The organism is Streptomyces sp. NPDC104226 (assembly GCF_055584085.1).
Genome location: NZ_JBVJMS010000019.1, coordinates 35,260 through 55,393 on the forward strand (window position 1 = coordinate 35,260; position 20,134 = coordinate 55,393).

General features: G+C 70.6%; 16 protein-coding genes. 12 read left to right on the top strand and 4 right to left on the bottom strand.

The window, feature by feature from the left end; translation table 11 throughout:
* Positions 1-25: 25 nt before the first annotated feature.
* From eccB to ACZ60J_RS38855, 4 genes are all read left to right on the top strand, one after another.
* Positions 26-1,612: a type VII secretion protein EccB gene (gene eccB, locus ACZ60J_RS38840; RefSeq protein ID WP_469688894.1), complete on the top strand. Its 1,587-nt coding sequence runs from the start codon at positions 26-28 to the stop codon at positions 1,610-1,612.
* Entirely contained in the window at positions 1,612-2,838 is a 1,227-nt protein-coding gene (mycP, locus tag ACZ60J_RS38845) for a type VII secretion-associated serine protease mycosin (RefSeq protein ID WP_469688895.1), read from the top strand. Before eccB ends, mycP begins: the two co-directional genes overlap by 1 nt.
* A 217-nt stretch (positions 2,839-3,055) precedes the next feature.
* Positions 3,056-3,394 (top strand): WXG100 family type VII secretion target, encoded by a 339-nt coding sequence (locus tag ACZ60J_RS38850; RefSeq protein ID WP_469688896.1) that lies wholly within the window; start codon positions 3,056-3,058, stop codon positions 3,392-3,394.
* Positions 3,395-3,440: 46 nt separating this feature from the next.
* Positions 3,441-3,749 (top strand): WXG100 family type VII secretion target, encoded by a 309-nt coding sequence (locus ACZ60J_RS38855; RefSeq protein ID WP_469688897.1) that lies wholly within the window; start codon positions 3,441-3,443, stop codon positions 3,747-3,749.
* A 103-nt stretch (positions 3,750-3,852) separates the two neighbouring features.
* Here the strand turns inward: ACZ60J_RS38855 and ACZ60J_RS38860 are convergent, their stop codons facing one another.
* Both ACZ60J_RS38860 and eccCa read right to left on the bottom strand, forming a co-directional pair.
* Positions 3,853-4,107, bottom strand: coding sequence for a DUF397 domain-containing protein (locus ACZ60J_RS38860; RefSeq protein ID WP_469688898.1), 255 nt, complete (start codon positions 4,105-4,107; stop codon positions 3,853-3,855).
* Positions 4,108-4,216: 109 nt separating this feature from the next.
* Positions 4,217-8,200 (bottom strand): type VII secretion protein EccCa, encoded by a 3,984-nt coding sequence (gene eccCa / locus ACZ60J_RS38865; RefSeq protein WP_469688899.1) that lies wholly within the window; start codon positions 8,198-8,200, stop codon positions 4,217-4,219.
* Between the two features lie 239 nt (positions 8,201-8,439).
* Here eccCa and eccD point away from each other — a divergent pair, with 239 nt between their 5' ends.
* The 6 genes from eccD (at position 8,440) to ACZ60J_RS38895 (ending at position 15,610) form a co-directional block, all read left to right on the top strand.
* The gene (eccD, locus tag ACZ60J_RS38870) at positions 8,440-9,954 is read left to right on the top strand and encodes a type VII secretion integral membrane protein EccD (protein WP_469688900.1); all 1,515 of its coding nucleotides are present in this window, start codon (positions 8,440-8,442) and stop codon (positions 9,952-9,954) included.
* Positions 9,955-10,126: 172 nt separating this feature from the next.
* Positions 10,127-10,414 carry a 30S ribosomal protein S15 gene (gene rpsO / locus ACZ60J_RS38875; RefSeq protein WP_254385843.1) on the top strand — a complete coding sequence of 96 codons (288 nt, stop codon included), beginning with the start codon at positions 10,127-10,129 and terminating at the stop codon, positions 10,412-10,414.
* Between the two features lie 297 nt (positions 10,415-10,711).
* A complete protein-coding gene (locus ACZ60J_RS38880) occupies positions 10,712-12,934 on the top strand; it encodes a polyribonucleotide nucleotidyltransferase (RefSeq protein WP_469688906.1) in 2,223 nt (740 codons plus the stop codon).
* Positions 12,931-14,310: a M16 family metallopeptidase gene (locus ACZ60J_RS38885; protein WP_469688901.1), complete on the top strand. Its 1,380-nt coding sequence runs from the start codon at positions 12,931-12,933 to the stop codon at positions 14,308-14,310. Before ACZ60J_RS38880 ends, ACZ60J_RS38885 begins: the two co-directional genes overlap by 4 nt.
* 75 nt (positions 14,311-14,385) lie before the next feature.
* A complete protein-coding gene (gene dapB, locus ACZ60J_RS38890; protein WP_250749206.1) occupies positions 14,386-15,138 on the top strand; it encodes a 4-hydroxy-tetrahydrodipicolinate reductase in 753 nt (250 codons plus the stop codon).
* Between the two features lie 19 nt (positions 15,139-15,157).
* Positions 15,158-15,610 carry a hypothetical protein gene (locus ACZ60J_RS38895; RefSeq protein ID WP_469688902.1) on the top strand — a complete coding sequence of 151 codons (453 nt, stop codon included), beginning with the start codon at positions 15,158-15,160 and terminating at the stop codon, positions 15,608-15,610.
* Between the two features lie 58 nt (positions 15,611-15,668).
* Here ACZ60J_RS38895 and ACZ60J_RS38900 read toward each other — a convergent pair whose 3' ends face one another.
* Together ACZ60J_RS38900 and ACZ60J_RS38905 are read right to left on the bottom strand one after the other, a co-directional pair.
* A complete protein-coding gene (locus tag ACZ60J_RS38900) occupies positions 15,669-16,226 on the bottom strand; it encodes a PH domain-containing protein (RefSeq protein WP_469688903.1) in 558 nt (185 codons plus the stop codon).
* Between the two features lie 48 nt (positions 16,227-16,274).
* Positions 16,275-16,514: a hypothetical protein gene (locus ACZ60J_RS38905; protein WP_243337485.1), complete on the bottom strand. Its 240-nt coding sequence runs from the start codon at positions 16,512-16,514 to the stop codon at positions 16,275-16,277.
* A gap of 426 nt (positions 16,515-16,940) precedes the next feature.
* On the opposite strand from ACZ60J_RS38905, the gene dapA reads away from it, so the two are divergent.
* Both dapA and ACZ60J_RS38915 read left to right on the top strand, forming a co-directional pair.
* Positions 16,941-17,840: a 4-hydroxy-tetrahydrodipicolinate synthase gene (gene dapA, locus ACZ60J_RS38910; protein WP_469688904.1), complete on the top strand. Its 900-nt coding sequence runs from the start codon at positions 16,941-16,943 to the stop codon at positions 17,838-17,840.
* A gap of 116 nt (positions 17,841-17,956) precedes the next feature.
* Positions 17,957-19,642: a ribonuclease J gene (locus ACZ60J_RS38915; RefSeq protein ID WP_469688905.1), complete on the top strand. Its 1,686-nt coding sequence runs from the start codon at positions 17,957-17,959 to the stop codon at positions 19,640-19,642.
* Positions 19,643-20,134 lie beyond the last annotated feature (492 nt).

The following is a 20,134-nucleotide window of genomic DNA, read 5'->3' on the forward strand; positions in this document are numbered from 1 at the left end:
GCCGTGCGGGGAGAATCAGGCGGCCATGGCCTCACGACGTGACGAGCTCAACGCGTACACCTTTGCGAAGCGACGCACGGTGGCCGCGTTCCTTCAGCCTTCCGCGAGCGGGTCGGAGGAGGGCGCTCCGCGACCGTTGCGCGCCGTCCTGCCCGGTGTGATCACCGCGGCGCTCGTCCTCGCCGCCTTCGGAGCCTGGGGGATGTTCAAGCCGACGGCCCCCAAGGGCTGGGACACCCCCGGCGACCACGTCATCGTCGGCAAGGATTCGACGACCCGCTACGTGGTCCTGACCACCAAGGTCGACGGCAAGGACCAGACCCGCCTGCACCCGGTGCTCAACCTCGCCTCCGCCCGGCTGCTGCTCGACCCGTCCAAGGCCAAGGTCGTCCAGGTCGAGGACAAGGTGCTGGACGCGGGCAAGATCCCGCGCGGCCCCATCATCGGCATCCCCTACGCCCCCGACCGGCTGCCCGCCCCCGAGGAGGCGGGGAAGGCCAAGCGCTGGGCCGTCTGCCAGCAGCCCGGCGGCAACGGCAAGGGCGTGCAGACGGCCTCCTTCGTGCTGGCCGACCGCGAGGCGAAACTGATGGACGACGGGCGCCGGCTCTCCGACTCCCAGGCCCTGTACGTCCAGAGCACCGGCCAGGGCCGGGCCCGCTACCTGGTCGACGCGGCGGGCGTGAAGTACAAGTTCCCCGAGGGCACCGCGGACGCGCGCACCATGACCAACGCCCTCGTCGGCGGCAGCGCCGTCCCGCAGCCGGTCACCGAGGAGTGGCTGGCCACCCTCGGCTCCGGCGACGACCTGGCCTTCCCCGAACTGCCGGGCGGCAAGGCCGGGACGGCCGCCGGGGTCAAGGGCCTGGCCAGCGCCGACGACAAGGTCGGCATGGTGCTGAAGGCCGTGACCGGTGCGGGTGCGCAGCACTACCTCGTGGTGCCCGGCAAGGTCGTCCCCGTCTCCGACTTCGTCGCCTGGCTGATGATCTCCTCGCCCGCGACCGACCGGCTGGACATGCACGGCAAACCCCACGAGGTGGACCTCCAGTCCATCAACCCGGACCGCACGCCCTTCAGGGGCGACGCGAAGTGGCCGCTGAAGAAGACCGACCGGATCAACGAGGTCCGCGCCACCGGCGCCACCCCCGCGGACGGCGCCCGCGACACCGTCTGCAGCGTCCTGCGCTCGGTCGACCCCCAGGGCCGCCAGACGCTGAGCACCTGGGCCGGCACCGGATTCCCCGTCGACATCACCGCCACCGGCACGAGCGCCTACGTCACCCCGGGCACCGGCCTCCTCTACACCCAGACGCAGGGCCGCCAGACCACCGCGGGCGGCGCCCTCTTCCTGGTCACCGACACCGGCCTGCGGTACGCCGTCCAGGCCAACGGCGACAGCGACGCGGCCCAGCCCTCACCCGGACCGGGCGCGAGCTCCGGCCCGGACGGGCCCGCCGCCTCCGACGGCCGCCCCGCGCCGAGCCAGGCCCAGGCCCGGCTCGGCTACGCGAAGGTGGTGCCGGTGCCGGTGCCCATCGCCTGGTCGGAGTTCCTCTCCAAGGGACCCCGCCTCGACAGCAACTCCGCCCGCCAGCCCCAGGGTTCGTGATGCCGAGCCCAGCGAAGCCCGCCCTCGCCGCCCTGCTGGCGGCCGCCGCCCTCACCTTGGGGGCCGCGCCGCAGCCCTCGTACCCGCTGCGCCTCGCGGGCGCCGGCGAGTGCACCTTCCCGATGAAGAAGCAGATAGAGGACCGGCCCTGGGCGCTCCAGCGCCTGCTGCTCGACGAGCTGTGGGCGGAGACCAAGGGCCGCTCCAAGGACGGGAAGAGCGTCCGCGTGGCCGTCATCGACACCGGCGTCGACCGGGTCAACCCGCAGCTCAGCGATGCCCTCGACATCGGGGCCGGCCGGGACTTCCTCGACGCCAAGGGGGACGGTACGCAGGACACCGTCGGGCACGGCACCAAGGTCGCCGGGCTGATCGCGGCCCGCCCGAAGGCCGGTACCGGATTCGTCGGGCTCGCCCCCGAGGCCACGATCATCCCGATCCGGCAGAACGACGGGCAGGGCAACGGCAACGCCGAGACCCTGAGCGAGGCCATCACGCACGCGGTGGCCAAGGGGGCCCAGGTCATCAACATCTCGCAGGACACCGAGGTGCCGATGACCCAGGACTCCAAGCTCGGCCAGGCCGTCAAGAAGGCCGTGGAGGCCAACGTGGTCGTCGTCGCCTCGGCGGGCAACGACGGCCTGACCGGGAAGAAGCGCCCCACCTACCCGGCGGCCTTCCCCGGCGTCCTCGCCGTGGGCTCCTCGGACCGCAACAACGAGCGCGCCGCCTTCTCCCAGCCCGGCTCCTTCGTCGGCATCGCGGCACCCGGGGTCGACATGGTCTCCACCGTCCCCGGCTTCGGCCAGTGCGTGGACAACGGCACCAGCTTCTCCGCCCCCTACGTCGCGGGCGTCGCCGCCCTGCTGCGCGCCAAGCACCCGCAGTGGACGGCGCAGGAAGTGGTCTGGCAGCTCCAGAACACCGCGGAGCGCTCCGTCAACGGCCACGACGACTACGTGGGCTGGGGCGTGGTCGACCCGGTCCGCGCGCTCACCCAGTCCGCCGTGGGGGCAGAGCCCCCCAAGGCCCCCGTGGCCGACCCCGGACCGCCCCCCGCGGCGGCCCCGGAGCCGGCCGCGATGCAGACGACCGAGACGGCGCGCGAACGCGACGAGCGGCTCGGCACGTACGCGCTGGGGATCGGCGGGGTGCTCATCGCCGTGATCGCCGGTACCGCCACCGTGGTCCGGGACGCCCGGAACCGGCGGCGCCGTTTGCTGTGAACGGTGTCACGGTTCATCAACAGATCCCAAAGGGCTGTGTTGGGTAAGGCCGATCAACTGACTACAGTGATCGGAGGCTTCACGACTGTGATCGGGGATGGTGTGTGAAGCGGAGGGGATCCGGGGGGCGCGTGGCTGAAAACCGCCTCCTCGAAGCACCGCTCCGCCGCGCGATCCGCCGGTCATGTCTGGCGAATTGAGAGATGAGGAGCTTCGGATGACCAACAATTTCGGACTCGCTGATGACCCGGTAAAGCAGGCACTGAACAAGATCTCGGAGACCGCCGACAGCGTGACGCGGCAGTCCCGGGAGCTGGCGGACATCCTCGCCACCGTCAGCGCGGGCTGGACCGGTGTGGGTGCGTCGGGGTTCACCTCCGCGCAGACCGTCGTCAACGAGGACCACGACGAGATCCGCCGGCTGCTCGGCGTCCTGCACAACGCGGTCGGGCAGACCAAGAACCTCAGCAACGCGCAGGACGACGACGTGGTCTCGGCGTTCCAGACGGTCAAGGCGTCCAGCGGCGGCAACACCTCCGCCCTGAACGGGATCTGACCCACTTCCTCACCCACCTGCCCCGCCCCGTGCGAAGGAGAAGAGCATGACCGCGAACGACGGGCACACGAAGGTCCGGTACGAGAGCGTCCAGATGATGGCGGACCGCATCCGCATCGTCTCGGACAACATCAAGAAGGACCTCGACGAGATGGGTGCGGCCCTGACGGTCGTCACCGACACCTGGGACGGCGAGGCACACGCCCAGTACGTCGAGCTGCAGCGCAAGTACAACGCCAAGGCCGACCACATGCGCGCCCAGCTGCGCCTGGTCGCAGACCTGATCGAGCGCGGCAAGAACGACTACCGCGCCACCGACGTGAAGGCCTCGCGCCTGTTCACCGAGGCCTACTAGGCCGTCTCGGCCGGATCCTTCCGGGCCCACGGCGACCCGGCGGAACACGAGGAGAAGGGGCGCGCCCGCACCGGGCGCGCCCCTTCCTCCGTCTCCGGGAGCCCTACGGTTCCCGGGGCGGCTCCCGGTCGAGATCGAACTCCCCGTCCCTGGCCCCGAGTACGAACGCCTCCCACTCGGCAGCGGTGTACCGCAGCACCGTCTCCCGGTCCAGCGAGGACCGCATCGCCACCGCGCCCTCGGGCAGCCGGGCGATCTCGACGCGCTCCTCGTCGGGAGAGGTTCCGGGCGGGCCCTCCCACTCGACGCCGCTGATGTCGAGCCCGTACAGCTCGTCCTTCTCCTGCTGAGTGCCCATGCGCGGCCTCTCCTTCGGTGGTGCGATCCCTGCCGATTATCGACGCTGACCAGCCGCGCGCGGGGAGCTTTGCAGAACCCTTCCGGACCCCCGGCCCCCGCGCACCGCCCTACATCCCCGGCATCCGCCCGATCTGGATGAGCGAGCTCCCGCGCTTGCGCGAGACGAAGGAAGCACGGCCCGGCGGCATGGGGCGCGGCCGCACGTTGCCGACCAGATCCCCCTCGGACGGATCACCGGACAGCACCACGCCCTGCGCGCCCAGCTCCTTGATCCGCTGCATGAACGGCTCGTACAGCGCCCGCGAGGCACCCGCCGAACTGCGCGCGATGATGAAGCGGACCCCCGTGTCGCGTGCGAACGGCAGGAACTCCACCAGCTGCGCCAGCGGATTGCCCTGGCTCGTGGCCACCAGGTCGAAGTCGTCGATGATGATGAACACGTCGGGGCCCGTCCACCAGCTGCGGTCGCGCAACTGCTGCGGAGTGACGTCCTGCGGCGGCTGCCGGCGGGCGAACACCCCGGCCAGCGCCTCCATGTGCATCTGCAGGGAGCTGGCCATCGGCGCGTACTCCAGCAGGTGCTCCTCCGGCAGCGCACCGAGCAGGCTGCGCCGGTAGTCGCCGACCACCAGCCGGGCCCGGTCCGGGCCGTAGCGCTCCGCGATCCGCTGCGCGATGAGCCGCAGCAGGTTCGTCTTGCCCGACTCGCTCTCGCCGAACACGAGGAGGAAGGGGTCGGTCTCGAAGTCGACGAACACGGGCTCCAGCTCGGTCTCGTCGATGCCGATCGCGATCCCGCGCTCCGGGTACTCCCCGCCCTTGGGGAGCTGGTCCGCGTGGAGCAGCCGCGGCAGCAGCCGCACCCCGGGGGCGGCCTGGCCCGTCCAGTTCTGCTTCACGGCGTCCACGAAGGCGGCCGTCGCCTCCGACAGGTCCTCCGCCGTGTGCGAGCCGTCGACCCGCGGCAGCGCGCCCAGGAAGTGCAGCTTCTCCGCGACCTGGCCGCGGCCCGGCATCCCCGTCGGGACGTTCGCCGCCACCTTGCGGTCGAACTCGGAGTCCATGACATCGCCGAGGCGCAGCTCCAGCCGGCTGAGGATCTGGTCCTTCAGCGCGGCCCGGACCTCCATGTACCGGGCGACCGTGATCACCACGTGGATGCCGTATCCCAGCCCGCGGGACGCGATGTCCGTGACGACCTGCTCCAGGGCCTCGTACTCGCCCCGGAAGCCGCCCCAGCCGTCGACGACCAGGAACACGTCGCCCCAGGCCTCCCCGGGCAGCTCGCCCGCGGCCCGCCGGCGCCGGTAGGTGCCGATCGAGTCGATGCCGTTCGCGCGGAAGAACTCCTCGCGCCGGCGCAGCACCCCGGCCACCTCCGCGACCGTACGCCGCACCCGCTCCGGGTCCAGCCGGGACGCGATCCCGCCCACGTGCGGCAGTTCGGCCAGCGAGGACAGGCCGCCGCCGCCGAAGTCCAGCCCGTAGAACTGCACCTCGCGCGGGGTGTGCGTCAGCGCGAACGAGGAGATCAGCGTCCGCATCAGCGTGGACTTGCCCGACTGCGGACCGCCGACCACCATCATGTGGCCCGCCGCACCCGAGAAGTCCCGGTACAGCACCTCGCGCCGCTGCTCGAACGGCTTGTCGATGAGCCCGAGCGGTACGACCAGACCGCCCGGCCGGGTGTACCCCTCCGCGTGCAGCCCGCGCTCCGCCGACGGCGCCAGCGCCGGCAGCAACTGGTCCAGCGGCGGAGCCTGGTCCAGCGGCGGCAGCCACACCTGGTGCGCCGGCACCCCCTGCCCCTCCAGCCGTCCCACGATCACGTCCAGCACCGTGTCCGCCAGCGCGTCGTCGCCCTGCCCGGCCCGCTCGGCCTCCGCCGCCCGCGCCGACAGGTACGCCGGGTCCGGAGCCGCGTACACCACCGGCACCGGCGCCGCCGTGAACAGCACGGGCCGCCGCTCCACCGGGAACAGCCCCACCGACAGGTCGGGCCCGCCCGAGCGGTAGGTGCCCGAGACGTACGCGGCCTTGAAGCGCGTCATCTCGTCCGTACCGAACTTCAGGTAGCCCGAACCGGGCACCGACGGCAGGTGGTAGGCGTCCGGCACACCGATCGCGGTCCGCGACTCCGCCGCCGAGAAGGTCCGCAGACCGATCCGGTACGACAGGTACGTGTCCAGCCCGCGCAGCTTGCCCTCCTCCAGCCGCTGCGAGGCCAGCAGCAGGTGCACGCCCAGCGACCGGCCGATGCGGCCGATCTGGATGAACATGTCGATGAAGTCCGGCTTCGCGGTCAGCAGCTCGGAGAACTCGTCGATGACCAGCACCAGCGAGGCCAGCGGCTCCAGCGGGGCACCCGCCGCGCGGGCCTTCTCGTAGTCGTGGATGTTCGCGTAGTTGCCCGCCGAGCGCAGCAGCTCCTGGCGGCGCTGCAGTTCGCCGCGGATCGAGTCGCCCATGCGGTCCACGAGCGTGAGGTCGTCCGCCAGGTTGGTGATGACCGCCGCGACGTGCGGCATCTGCCCCATCCCGGTGAAGGTCGCACCGCCCTTGAAGTCGGCGAGTACGAAGTTCAGCGTCTCCGAGGTGTGCGTGACGGCCAGCCCCAGCACCAGCGTGCGCAGCAGCTCCGACTTGCCCGAACCGGTCGCCCCCACGCACAGGCCGTGCGGGCCCATGCCCTCCTGCGCGGCCTCCTTCAGGTCCAGCATCACGGGGGAGCCGTCCTCGCCCACCCCGATCGGCACCCGCAGCCGCTCGCCCGCGGAGCGCGGCCGCCAGGTCCGGGCCACGTCCACCGCGGCCGCGTCGCCCAGGTTCAGCAGGTCGGTGAAGTCCAGATTGGCCAGCAGCGGCTCGTCCTCGTCCCCGCCGCCCGTCCGCAACGGCGCCAGCTGCCGGGCCAGCGCCTCGGCCGCCGTCAGCGACAGGGTGTCCGGCAGCCCCTCGTAGGCGAAGCCCGCACCGGACTCCAGCCGCAGCCGACCCGGCCGCACCACGACCGACAGCCCGCCGCGCGCCTCGTCCAGCTCGCCGGCCACCACCTCGACGACCGTGACCCCCTGCAGACCCTCGGCCGCCGCGAACACCGAATCAGGCGGCACCAGACCCCCGCGGGAACCCGAGTCCAGTACGAGGACCACGTGCGGCTGGTCCAGCACCGGAGAACCCTCCCGGCTGAACCGGGGCCGCCCCTCCAGCCGGGAACCGAGCAGCCCCTCCAGCTCGGAGAGGTCGTCGCCGAACAGCCGCTTCGTGCCCGCCCCGTCGATCTGACCCGGGAGCTGGGTGTGCGGCAGCCACTTCACCCAGTCCCACTCCGCCACCGCGCCCGGCGCCGCCACCACGGCCACCACCAGGTCCTCGGGGGAGTGCAGCGTCGCCAATTGCGCCACCAGCGCCCGCGCGGTGCCCCGCGCCGACTCGGGCTCCCCGGACACCGTCACGTGGTAGAACGCCCGCAGCGACACCGCCATCGGCAGCCCGTCCAGCGAGGAGTGCACCCTCAGGAACTGCTGCATGGCACCCGCCGCCAGCGGCTCCAGCTCGTCCACCGGCGCCGTCTCCGGAGCCACCAGCGGGGTCGCCAGACGCTGCGCGCCCAGCCCCAGCCGGGCCTGCCCGAAGTCCGCGTCGCCGACCCGCCGCTCCCACAGCCGGGAACCCTCGGCCACCACCGACCACAACTGCTCCGGAGCCGGGTGCAGATAGAGCTGCGCGTCACGCTGGGCCCGCGCCGTCCTCCGTACCTGACGGCGGGTTTGAGCCAGGTACTTGAGGTAGTCCCGCCGGATATCCGCCATTTGCCCTTGCGTACCGCGCCGATGGCGCACCAGCTGGGCCACGAGCATGCCCACCGTCGACACCATCATCAGCACGCCCATGATGCGCATGAACGGCGCGGCACCCGGCATGAAGAAGAACACGGCGGACGAGCCCATCCCGAGCATCGGGAGGAGCTGCATCAGCACGCCCTCCTGCTGCCCCCGGGGAAGTTCCGGCGGCGCCTCCAGCCTCAGTTCGTCCGAAGGCACTTCGGGCGGCAGCGACCGGGGCGGACGCTTGACGACGATCTGGCTCACCGGAGCATCAATCCCTCGAAAACAGACGGGACGTCGCAACCGGCGCCCTCAAGTCCCGGGCGCGAAGGGGGTCTCCTCCGCAGAGAGGTGATCCTACTTGCCGACAGTCACCGGACCTCCCGGTAGGGTGGCGCGCGCGGCATGCGCATCCGCGAATCGGCTGCGCACCGGCGGGCGGACCACCGTTCACCGGCGCACCCGCACGCACACCAGCGCACACACCCACCGGGGGGCATCAGGTGAACACCGCCGAGGCGACCGGCTTCCGCAGGGTCACCGTCGTGGCTCCCGACAGCCGCATAGACGTCGCCCTCCCCGAGGACATCGCCGTCGCCGACATCTACCCCGAGCTGCTGCGCCTCACCGGCCAGAGCCAGCCCGTCGGCGCACCCACCGGCTTCCACCTGGTCCTGCGTTCCGGCACCGTCCTGGACGGCGCCCGCACCCTCGCGGCCCAGCAGGTCCTCGACGGCGAAGTGCTGAGCCTGCGCCCCTTCGCGGAATCCCTGCCGCCCGCCGTCTTCGACGACGTCTCCGACGCCGTCGCCGCCGCCGTGGTGCGCGACCGCCACCGCTGGAGCGACGACATGCTGCGCGGCGCGGGCCTGACCGGCGCGGCCGTCCTCTTCGTCCTCCTCGGCTTCGTCCTCTGGTACGCCGACCCCGTCCTGCACGACATGCACGGACTGCCCGGCATCATCGCCGGCTCCGTCGGCGTGCTCCTCACCGCCGCCGCGGGCGTCCGCGCCCGGGTCTACCGCGACCGCGGCTCCGCCGTCGCCCTCGGCCTCGCCGCCGTACCGCACCTGCTGCTCGCCGGCGCCGGCATCATCGCCCCCGCCGCAGGCCAGGGCCCCGGCCGGCTCCAGTTCCTCCTCGGCTGCGTCTGCGTGCTCGTCGCCTCCGTCGCGCTCGTCGCGCTGACCCCCGACGGCGACGCCCCCTTCGTCGCGACCACCTTCCTCGCCGCCACGGGGACCCTGGCCACCTTCGCCGCCATCGCCGCCGATGCCGGCGCGACCTCCGCCGCGGCCGTCTGCGCGCCCGCGGTCATCGGCCTCGTCGCCTTCCTCCCCGGCTTCTCCGCCCGCTTCGCCCGCCTCCCCATCGGCTACGCCGCCCCGCAGAGCGCCACCGCCGAGTACGAGGCCCCGGACCGCTACGAGAGCGACCCCTACAACGAGTACGGCGAGCGCTCCGCCGCCGACGGGCACGACTCCGGAGCCCCCCTCGACGCCGAGGCCATCGCCGCCCAGGCCCGCCGCGGCCACGAGATGCTCCTCGGCCTCGTCGGCGGCTGCGCAGCCGTCGCCGTCGGATCGGCCGCCGTCCTCGGCTTCTCGGACAACACCTGGGCCCGGCTGCTGGCCCTGGCGACCGGCCTCGCCATGCTGCTGCGCGCCCGCCTCTTCCGCTACACCTCGCAGGTCGCCTGCACCCTCGTGGCCGGCTTCGCCGCCCTGGGCCTGCTCGTCCTCGGCCTCGCCATGCACCCCCCGGCCGACCTGCTCCGGGAGCTCGCCCTGTACGGGGACCACAGCGGCCTGGAGATCCGTACGCTCTGGCTCTCCGCGGCCGTCGCCGCCGGCGCGGCCCTCTTCGCCGGAATTGCACTGGTCATTCCCCGCAAGGGTCTGTCACCCTTCTGGGGGCGGCTGCTCGACCTCACCGAGGCGGCGGTCCTCCTCAGCCTGGTCCCGCTGGCCCTGGCCGTGCTCGACGTCTACGCCCGGGCCCGCGCTCTCACCAGCTGAGACGAGGGGCTGCGGCAGCCTGGTAGGCTGTGTGACGGCCGTTTGTGTACGCGCCCCCGGAATCATCTGGAGGCTGCGCTCAGCGGACCCCGCCTCCCGAGTTACGGAAGATCCCCAGAGAATTCGACCTGGGGCACTCGGTGGCTACGAAGACCTGATACGAGGAGTACGCGTGCCGCTCGACGCCGCAGTCAAGAAGCAGATCATCGCAGAGTTTGGTGCCAAGGAGGGCGACACCGGCTCCCCCGAGGTCCAGGTCGCGATGCTGTCCCGCCGCATCTCGGACCTGACCGAGCACCTGAAGTCCCACAAGCACGACCACCACTCCCGTCGTGGTCTGCTGATCCTGGTCGGCCAGCGTCGCCGCCTGCTGCAGTACCTGGCCAAGAAGGACATCCAGCGCTTCCGTACGCTGGTCGAGCGCCTCGGCATCCGCCGCGGTGCGGCCGGCGCCAAGTAAAGACGCTGTGAAGGGAGCGGTCCCCACATTGAGTGGGCCGCTCCCTTTGCTGTACGTGCGCGACGTACCGGACGCTTTGTAGTCTGGAAGCGTCCGCGTCGCAAGACGCGCACAACCGAAGAGGAGGAGCGCCCTCCCTACGCCGCCGGTCCTCGGTAGTGGCATCCGGAAAGCCCGCACGCGGCTTCGCCCGGCTGCTTCGATCGAAGACCGGCCCGCACGCCAGGAGCGCTTCTCCGCCACCGTCCACCACCACACGGGTGGCGGACGGAGACGACGAAAATGGAGAAAACGCTAGTGGAGAACGAGACCCACTACGCCGAGGCCGTCATTGACAACGGTTCCTTCGGCACCCGCACCATCCGCTTCGAGACGGGCCGTCTGGCCCGCCAGGCCGCCGGCTCCGCCGTTGCCTACCTGGACGACGACACGATGGTGCTTTCCGCCACCACCGCGTCGAAGCGGCCCAAGGACCAGCTCGACTTCTTCCCCCTGACGGTGGACGTCGAGGAGCGCCAGTACGCGGCCGGCAAGATCCCCGGCTCCTTCTTCCGCCGCGAGGGCCGCCCCTCCGAGGACGCGATCCTCACCTGCCGCCTGATCGACCGCCCGCTGCGCCCCTCCTTCAAGAAGGGCCTGCGCAACGAGATCCAGGTCGTCGCGACGATCATGGCGCTCAACCCCGACCACCTGTACGACGTCGTGGCGATCAACGCCGCCTCCGCGTCCACCCAGCTGGCCGGCCTGCCCTTCTCCGGCCCGATCGGCGGCGTCCGCGTCGCGCTGATCCGCGGCCAGTGGGTTGCCTTCCCGACGCACACCGAGCTCGAGGACGCCGTCTTCGACATGGTCGTCGCGGGCCGCGTGCTCGAGGACGGCGACGTCGCGATCATGATGGTCGAGGCCGAGGCCACCGAGAAGACCATCGCCCTGGTCAAGGGCGGCGCCGAGGCGCCGACCGAGGAGGTCGTGGCCGCCGGTCTCGACGCCTCGAAGCCCTTCATCAAGGTCCTCTGCAAGGCCCAGTCGGACCTGGCCGCCAAGGCCGCCAAGCCCGAGGGCGAGTTCCCGGTCTTCCTGGACTACCAGGACGACGTCTACGAGGCCCTCGCGGCCGCGGTGAAGGGCGAGCTCTCCCAGGCGCTGACCATCGCGGGCAAGCAGGACCGCGAGGCCGAGCTGGACCGCGTCAAGGACATCGCCGCCGAGAAGCTCCTCCCGGCCTTCGAAGGCCGCGAGAAGGAGATCTCCGCCGCGTACCGCAGCCTGACCAAGGCCCTGGTCCGCGAGCGCGTCATCAAGGACAAGGTCCGCATCGACGGCCGCGGGATCACGGACATCCGTACCCTCGCCGCCGAGGTCGAGGCCATCCCGCGCGTGCACGGCTCGGCGCTGTTCGAGCGTGGCGAGACCCAGATCCTGGGCGTCACCACCCTCAACATGCTCCGCATGGAGCAGCAGCTGGACACCCTCTCCCCGGTGACCCGCAAGCGCTACATGCACAACTACAACTTCCCGCCGTACTCGGTCGGCGAGACCGGCCGCGTCGGTTCGCCGAAGCGCCGCGAGATCGGCCACGGCGCGCTCGCCGAGCGCGCGATCGTGCCGGTCCTGCCGACGCGCGAGGAGTTCCCCTACGCGATCCGCCAGGTGTCCGAGGCCCTCGGCTCCAACGGCTCGACGTCCATGGGCTCGGTCTGCGCCTCCACCATGTCGCTGCTGAACGCCGGTGTGCCCCTCAAGGCCCCCGTCGCCGGTATCGCCATGGGCCTGATCTCGCAGGAGATCGACGGCAAGACCCACTACGTCGCCCTCACCGACATCCTCGGTGCGGAGGACGCCTTCGGCGACATGGACTTCAAGGTCGCCGGCACCAAGGAGTTCGTCACCGCGCTCCAGCTGGACACCAAGCTCGACGGCATCCCGGCCTCGGTTCTGGCCGCCGCCCTCAAGCAGGCCCGCGACGCCCGCCTCCACATCCTCGACGTGATGATGGAAGCGATCGACACGCCGGACGCCATGTCCCCGTTCGCCCCCCGGATCATCACCGTCAAGATCCCGGTGGACAAGATCGGTGAGGTCATCGGGCCCAAGGGCAAGATGATCAACCAGATCCAGGAGGACACCGGCGCCGAGATCACGATCGAGGACGACGGCACCATCTACATCGGTGCCGCCGACGGCCCGGCCGCCGAGGCCGCCCGCGCCACGATCAACCAGATCGCCAACCCGACCATGCCGGAGGTCGGCGAGCGCTACCTGGGTACGGTCGTCAAGACCACCACCTTCGGTGCCTTCGTCTCCCTCATGCCCGGCAAGGACGGCCTGCTCCACATCTCGCAGATCCGCAAGCTCGCCGGTGGCAAGCGCGTGGAGAACGTCGAGGACGTGGTCGCGGTCGGCACCAAGGTCCAGGTCGAGATCGCCGAGATCGACTCCCGCGGCAAGCTCTCCCTGATCCCCGTGATCGACGGCGAGGCCGCCGGTGACGAAGCTGACAAGGACGACTCCGACAAGTGACGTCGCGTAGTTCCCGTGTGACGGCCCGCCCCTCTTCGGAGGGGCGGGCCGTCGCCCGTACCCAAACACTGCTCAAGGGCGCGAACGGCATCGGCACCGTCCGCCGCACGGTCCTCCCCGGCGGCCTGCGCGTCGTCACCGAGACCCTGCCGTCCGTCCGCTCCGCCACCTTCGGGATCTGGGCGCACGTCGGCTCCCGGGACGAGACGCCCACGCTCAACGGCGCCACGCACTACCTGGAGCACCTCCTCTTCAAGGGCACCGAGAAGCGCAGTGCCCTCGACATCTCCTCCGCGATCGACGCGGTCGGCGGCGAGATGAACGCCTTCACGGCGAAGGAGTACACCTGCTACTACGCGCGGGTGCTCGACACCGACCTGCCGCTGGCCATCGACGTCGTGTGCGACATGCTCACCGGCTCGCTGATCCTCGAATCCGATGTCGACGCCGAGCGCGGAGTCATCCTCGAAGAGATCGCGATGACCGAGGACGATCCGGGCGACATGGTCCACGACCTGTTCGCCCAGACCATGTACGGGGACACCCCGCTCGGTCGCCCGGTCCTCGGCTCGGTCGACACGATCAACGCACTGACCGCCGACCGGATCCGCCGCTTCTACAAGAAGCACTACGACCCCACCCACCTGGTCGTGGCGGCCGCGGGCAACGTCGACCACAACAAGGTCGTACGCCAGGTCCGCGCGGCCTTCGAGAAGGCCGGTGCCCTGACCCGCACCGACGCCCAACCGGTCGGTCCGCGCTCCGGCACCAAGCGGGTCCGCACTGCCGGCCGCGTCGAGCTGGTCAACCGCAAGACCGAGCAGGCCCACGTGGTCCTCGGCATGCCGGCCCTGGCCCGCACCGACGAGCGCCGCTGGGCGCTGGGCGTACTGAACACCGCGCTCGGCGGCGGCATGTCCTCCCGCCTCTTCCAGGAGGTCCGGGAGAAGCGCGGCCTCGCCTACAGCGTGTACTCGTACACCTCGGGCTTCGCCGACACCGGCCTCTTCGGCGTCTACGCCGGCTGCCGCCCCAACCAGGTCCACGACGTCCTGCGGATCTGCCGGGACGAGCTGGACAAGGTCGCGGCCGACGGGCTCACCGACGAGGAGATCCGGCGGGCCGTCGGCCAGCTGTCCGGCTCCACCGTCCTGGGCCTGGAGGACACCGGCGCGATCATGAACCGCATCGGCAAGAGCGAGCTGTGCTGGGGCGACCAGATGTCGGTCGACGACCTGCTGGCCCGGATCGCGGCCGTCACCCCGGACGACGTGCGCTCGGTCGCGCAGGACGTCCTGGCCCAGCGGCCCTCGCTCGCGGTGATCGGCCCGCTGAAGGAGAAGCAGGCGGCCCGTCTGGACGAGGCCGTCGCCTAGCCGGGCGAACCCCCAGGAGCACGTTGCCCGGGCCCCGGGACAGGGCCCGGGTCCGTACGCACTTTAAGGAATGACATGAGCAAGCTGCGCGTGGCAGTTCTCGGCGCCCAGGGCCGCATCGGCTCCGAGGCGGTCAAGGCCGTCGAGGCCGCCGAGGACATGGAACTGGTGGCCGCCCTCGGCCGCGGAGACAAGCTGGAGACGCTGGCCGAGGCCGGCGCCCAGGTCGCGGTCGAGCTGACCACCCCCGCCTCGGTGATGGAGAACCTGGAGTTCCTCGTCCGCCACGGCATCCACGGAGTGGTCGGCACCACCGGCTGGACCGAGGACCGCCTCGCCCGGCTGAACACCTGGCTCGCCGCTTCCCCGGCGACCGGTGTGCTCATCGCGCCGAACTTCTCCATCGGCGCCGTCCTCACGATGAAGTTCGCCGCCCAGGCCGCCCGGTACTTCGAGTCCGTCGAGGTCGTCGAGCTGCACCACCCGAACAAGGTCGACGCCCCCTCCGGCACGGCGACCCGTACGGCGCAGCTCATCGCGGCCGCCCGCGCCGAGGCCGGCCTCGGCGCGCAGCCCGACGCCACCGCCACCGCACTCGACGGCGCGCGCGGCGCGGACGTCGACGGGGTCCCGGTGCACGCGATCCGCCTCCGCGGCCTGCTGGCCCACCAGGAGGTGCTCCTCGGCGGCGAGGGCGAGACCCTGACCATCCGTCACGACTCCCTGCACCACAGCAGCTTCATGCCGGGCATCCTGCTCGGCGCGCGCCGCGTGACGCAGACCCCGGGCCTCACCTTCGGCCTGGAAAACTTCCTCGAACTCGGCTGACGAGCAGGCGGCTGCACCCATGCGCGCGAAGATCCTCTACTTCATCACGGCCGCGGTCCTGGTCGTGTACTTCGTCCTGGTCGGCAGCCGGGGCCTGATGCTGATCCGGCACGGGACCTGGCTCACCGTCACCTTCGGGGTGGCGGTGCTGATCCTGCCGGTCATCGGCGTCTGGTTCCTCTGGAAGAACACCCAGTTCGTCACCAGGGCCAACCAGCTCGGAGCCGAGCTGGAGGCCGAGGGCGGACTGCCCGTGGACGAGCTGGAGCGGGACCAGTACGGCCGGATCCTGCGGGACTCGGCCGACGAGGTCTTCGCGCGCCGCAAGGCCGAGACCGAGGACGCGCCGGGGGACTGGCGCAGCTGGTTCCGCCTCGCCATCGCCTACCACGACGCCCGCGACACCCCGCGGGCGCGCAAGGCCATGCAGCGGGCCATCTCCCTGCACGACGGAAAGCCCGTACAAGCCTGAGCCTGTACGGGCTTCCCGTGCGGGTGCGGCGCCCTCCGGGGGCGCCGGGCGGTCCGTCTCAGACCGGGACGGCCCGGTACTCGTCGGCCCAGGCCTCGACCGAGCCGGCTGCCCGGTCGAAGGCCTCGGTCCGCGACAGGAAATCGGCGTTGTGGTCGGTCAGCAGGACCGGCAGCTCCGCGCCACCGTGCGCGGCGACCGTCAGGGCCTGGCCCTGCACGGTCCTCGGCAGCCCGAGCCAGCGCACGGGCTGCTGCACGGTGCGGACCTCGCCGACCTGGCTCCAGGAGATCGTGCGGGTCGTGAAGAACCCCGCCACGCGCAGCCCCTTGGGGCTCACCCAGACGCCCGTGCGCAGCAGCCGCAGCGCGGAGCCGACCACGGCGAGCGAGGCGAGCAGACCGCCCAGGGCGCCGGTCCAGGTGCCGGCGGCCATGATGATCACGGTGGCGAACAGCATGAACGAGCCGAGCAGGAGCAGCACGGCGGCGATGGCCACCCTCCAGGGCCCCGGACGGTAGGGGCGACGCCAGCGGTCGGGGTCTTCGTAGGGGAGCGTCTCCCCGGTGTCGTGCGCGTCGAATGCGCCGTCGGCCGTCAGGAAGGGCAGGGGCACGGCAGGACCTCACTCACATGCACGTTCGGTTGGGCTGTGCCCGTGAGGCTACCGCCCCTCGGAGGCCTCCGACTGCTGCGACTTCGCCGGTGCGTGGCTCGGCTGCAGTGCGGGGATGCCGAAGAGCAGGGATCCGACGAGCCCCGCGACGACGGTCAGTCCGACCAGACTACGGGCGGCGATCTGGGTCTTGCTCAGACTCTCGCGCGGCGGCGGAGTGACGTTGCTGCGGAATCGGTCGGCCTCGGCGACGAAGGCGAACGGGACGGGTTCGCGCCGGCGGAACATGGGGAACGACTCTCCTCGGGGTCAGGGCCCTTGGGGCGGCAGTGGCGGGACGGGCGGACGTTCTACGCAGTAGGACGTACGAAAGGCCCGATCGGTGCCGGTTTTCGGGACATTAACCAAACTTTATGGCGCTGTGTCAGCTCGCGCGTCAGCCCGGCGGCCCGGCAGCCGGGAGCGCGGAGGACCCCTGCCCGCCCGTTCGGCCCCGCCGCCACGATGCCCCGTATGTGTGGATCTTTCGGTTCCGCACGGATGTGCGGAACAAGTCTGAAGTGTCCGTATTGCCACGTTTCGGAAAGTTCATCTAGGCTGATCAAACGGACCCGGCACTGCTTGAACCCCCGAGCAGGCAGTGCCGGGCTCCAACACCCTCATCACGTCCCCCGAGGGGACACCGCGAGCATGGCAGCGAGTAGCGTGTTACCCATGGCTCCGATCTCGACTCCGCAGACCCCCTTCGGGCGGGTCCTCACCGCCATGATCACGCCGTTTACGGCGGATGGCGCACTTGACCTCGACGGCGCGCAGCAGCTCGCCGCCCACTTGGTGGACGCAGGCAACGACGGCCTGATCATCAACGGCACCACCGGTGAGTCGCCGACCACCACCGACGCGGAGAAAAACGACCTCGTACGAGCCGTACTCGAAGCGGTCGGAGACCGGGCCCACGTGGTCGCCGGCATCGGCACCAATGACACCCGGCACACCCTGGAGCTGGCCCGCCAGGCCGAGCGCACCGGCGCCCACGGCCTGCTCGCGGTCACCCCGTACTACAGCAAGCCGCCGCAGGAGGGCCTCTTCCGGCACTTCACGGCGATCGCCGACGCCACCGAGCTCCCGGTCATGCTCTACGACATCCCGGGCCGCAGCGGCGTACCGATCAATACGGAAACACTCGTCCGGCTGGCCGAGCACCCCCGTATCGTTGCCAACAAGGACGCCAAGGGCGACCTCGGACGCGCCAGCTGGGCCATCGCGCAGAGCGGCCTGGCCTGGTACTCCGGCGACGACATGCTGAACCTGCCGCTCCTGTCGGTCGGCGCGGTCGGCTTCGTCTCCGTGGTCGGTCACGTGGTCACCCCCGAGCTCCGCGAGATGCTCGAGGCCCACCTGGGCGGCGACGTCCAGAAGGCCACCGAGATCCACCAGAAGCTGCTCCCCGTCTTCACTGGCATGTTCCGCACCCAGGGTGTGATCACCACCAAGGGCGCGCTGAACCTGCAGGGCCTGCCCGCGGGCCCGCTGCGGCTCCCGCTGATCGAGCTGACCGCCGAAGAGACGGCGCAGCTCAAGATCGATCTTGCCGCCGGCGGGGTACAGCTCTGACATCAGACTTCACAACTGAATAAGCAGAACCACACAAGACAACAGCAAGTGCACGAATGACATGCGCGCCACGTGCCTCGACGGGTACGTGGCCGCGCGTGGTGAAGGAGAACCTTTTGAGCCATCCGCATCCTGAACTGGGTCCGCCGCCGAAGCTCCCCAAGGGCGGCCTTCGGGTCACCCCCCTGGGCGGGCTCGGTGAGATCGGCCGCAACATGACCGTCTTCGAGTTCGACGGCCGCCTGCTCATCGTCGACTGCGGTGTCCTCTTCCCCGAAGAGGAGCAGCCGGGCATCGACCTGATCCTGCCGGACTTCTCGTCCATCCGGGATCGCCTCGACGACATCGAGGGCATCGTCCTCACGCACGGCCACGAAGACCACATCGGCGCCGTCCCCTACCTCCTCCGGGAGAAGCCGGACATCCCGCTGATCGGCTCCAAGCTGACGCTGGCGCTCATCGAGGCCAAGCTCCAGGAGCACCGCATCCGCCCCTACACCCTCGAGGTGAAGGAAGGCGAGCGCGAGAACCTCGGCCCCTTCGACTGCGAGTTCATCGCGGTCAACCACTCCATCCCGGACGCGCTGGCCGTCGCCATCCGCACCGGCGCCGGCATGGTCGTCGCCACCGGTGACTTCAAGATGGACCAGCTGCCGCTGGACGGCCGCCTCACCGACCTGCACGCCTTCGCGCGTCTGAGCGAAGAGGGCATCGACCTCCTCCTCTCGGACTCGACGAACGCCGAGGTACCGGGCTTCGTCCCGCCCGAGCGCGAGATCTCGAACGTCCTGCGCAACGTCTTCGCCAGCGCCAACAACCGGATCATCGTGGCGAGCTTCGCGAGCCACGTGCACCGCATCCAGCAGATCCTCGACGCCGCGCACGAGTACGGCCGCAGGGTCGCCTTCGTCGGCCGCTCGATGGTCCGCAACATGGGCATTGCGCGCGACCTGGGCTACCTGAAGGTCCCGGCCGGCCTGGTCGTGGACGTCAAGACCCTCGACGACCTGCCGCCGAACGAGGTCGTCCTCGTCTGCACCGGCTCGCAGGGCGAGCCGATGGCGGCCCTGTCCCGCATGGCGAACCGCGACCACCAGATCCGGATCGTCCCGGGCGACACCGTCATCCTGGCGTCGTCGCTCATCCCGGGCAACGAGAACGCGGTCTACCGCGTGATCAACGGCCTGACCCGCTGGGGCGCCAACGTCGTGCACAAGGGCAACGCCAAGGTGCACGTCTCCGGCCACGCCTCCGCAGGCGAGCTGCTGTACTTCTACAACATCTGCAAGCCGCGGAACCTGATGCCGGTCCACGGCGAATGGCGCCACCTGCGCGCCAACGCCGAGCTCGGAGCCCTGACGGGCGTACCGAAGGACCGCATCGTCATCGCCGAGGACGGCGTCGTCGTCGACCTCGTCGACGGCAAGGCCCGCATCTCGGGCAAGGTCCAGGCCGGCTACGTCTACGTGGACGGCCTCTCGGTCGGCGACGTCACCGAAGCCCACCTCAAGGACCGCAAGATCCTCGGCGACGAGGGCATCATCTCGGTCTACGTCGTGGTGGACAGCACCACGGGCAAGGTCGTCAGCGGCCCGAACATCCAGGCCCGGGGCTCCGGCATCGAGGACTCGGCGTTCGCCTCCGTCCTGCCGAAGATCGAGGAAGCCATCGCTCGCGCCGCGGCCGACGGCGTGGCCGAGCCGCACCAGATCCAGCAGCTCATCCGCCGCACGATGGGCAAGTGGGTCTCGGACGGCTACCGCCGCCGCCCGATGATCCTCCCGGTCGTCGTCGAGGTCTGACCCTCGCCGTAGCGACCACACCGGAGCGGGGCCCCCGGATTTGCATCCGGGGGCCCCGCTCCAGTACGTTTACCTCTCCACCCCGCACGATCACCCGGCACACACGTGTGCCCGGCCGTGTCGGTGCGGGCGGGTGGGATTCCAGAGCAGGGAAACCTGATAAAGTCTGGCTCGCCCGAAAGGGAATGGCTCTCCAATGGCCATCCAATTCAAATCCAAGCCGGAAACGGCACGGAAATGATCTGGTAGAGTTGGAATCGCCGGAAAGGGAAACGCGAAAGCGAAGAACTGGAAAGTGAATCCCGCTGACTGGGAATCGGACACGAAAGAGTCTGATAGAGTCGGAGACACAAGAACGAAACGAAGCGCCCGGAGGAAAGCCCCAGTAAGTGTTACTGAGGGTGAGTACAAAGGAAGCGTCCGTTCCTTGAGAACTCAACAGCGTGCCAAAAATCAACGCCAAAAAGTTGATACCCCGTCCACTTCGGTGGA